Genomic DNA, 445 nt, shown 5'->3' on the forward strand with positions numbered 1-445 from the left:
TTCACGAGCTGCGGCTGCCGCGGCATAACCGGGATCGAGATGGTCCGTCAGCAACGACCGCAGGAGCGAGGGCAGCGGAATGCGCTTGGGGGCGTGGGCCTCATGGTCGTTGAGCCCGGCCCCTGACTCGTAGCCGCCCAGGGTGCTCATGACCGGGCGGGGAGTTGTCGCACCACCATCGTCACCTGTATCAGATACAGCACCGCCGACCACAGATACAGCGCCACGCCCCACAGCAGGAAGGCCCAGCCGCAGGCCAGTGCCACCCGGCTCCACGTCGCGTCCCACTGGCCGAGCAGCACCCACGGGAATCCCGACATCAGCGCGAAAGTGGCGGCCTTGCCCAGATACGTCACCGGCAGAGCGGTCAGTCCCCGGCTGCGCAACAGCGGCAGCGTCGCCGCCAGCAGCACATCACGCCCCAGCACGGTCAGCACCAGCCACC

The 445-nt window shown here is 68.5% G+C and carries 1 protein-coding gene; it reads right to left on the reverse strand.

Going from position 1 to position 445, the window contains the following annotated elements:
* Window positions 1-146: 146 nt before the first annotated feature.
* Window positions 147-445 (reverse strand): CDP-alcohol phosphatidyltransferase family protein (locus RNC47_RS36885; RefSeq protein ID WP_394814964.1); only part of this gene is annotated, 299 nt, incomplete at its 5' end.

Origin of the sequence: Streptomyces millisiae (assembly GCF_031845425.1) — a bacterium.
GTDB lineage: Bacteria > Actinomycetota > Actinomycetes > Streptomycetales > Streptomycetaceae > Streptomyces > Streptomyces millisiae.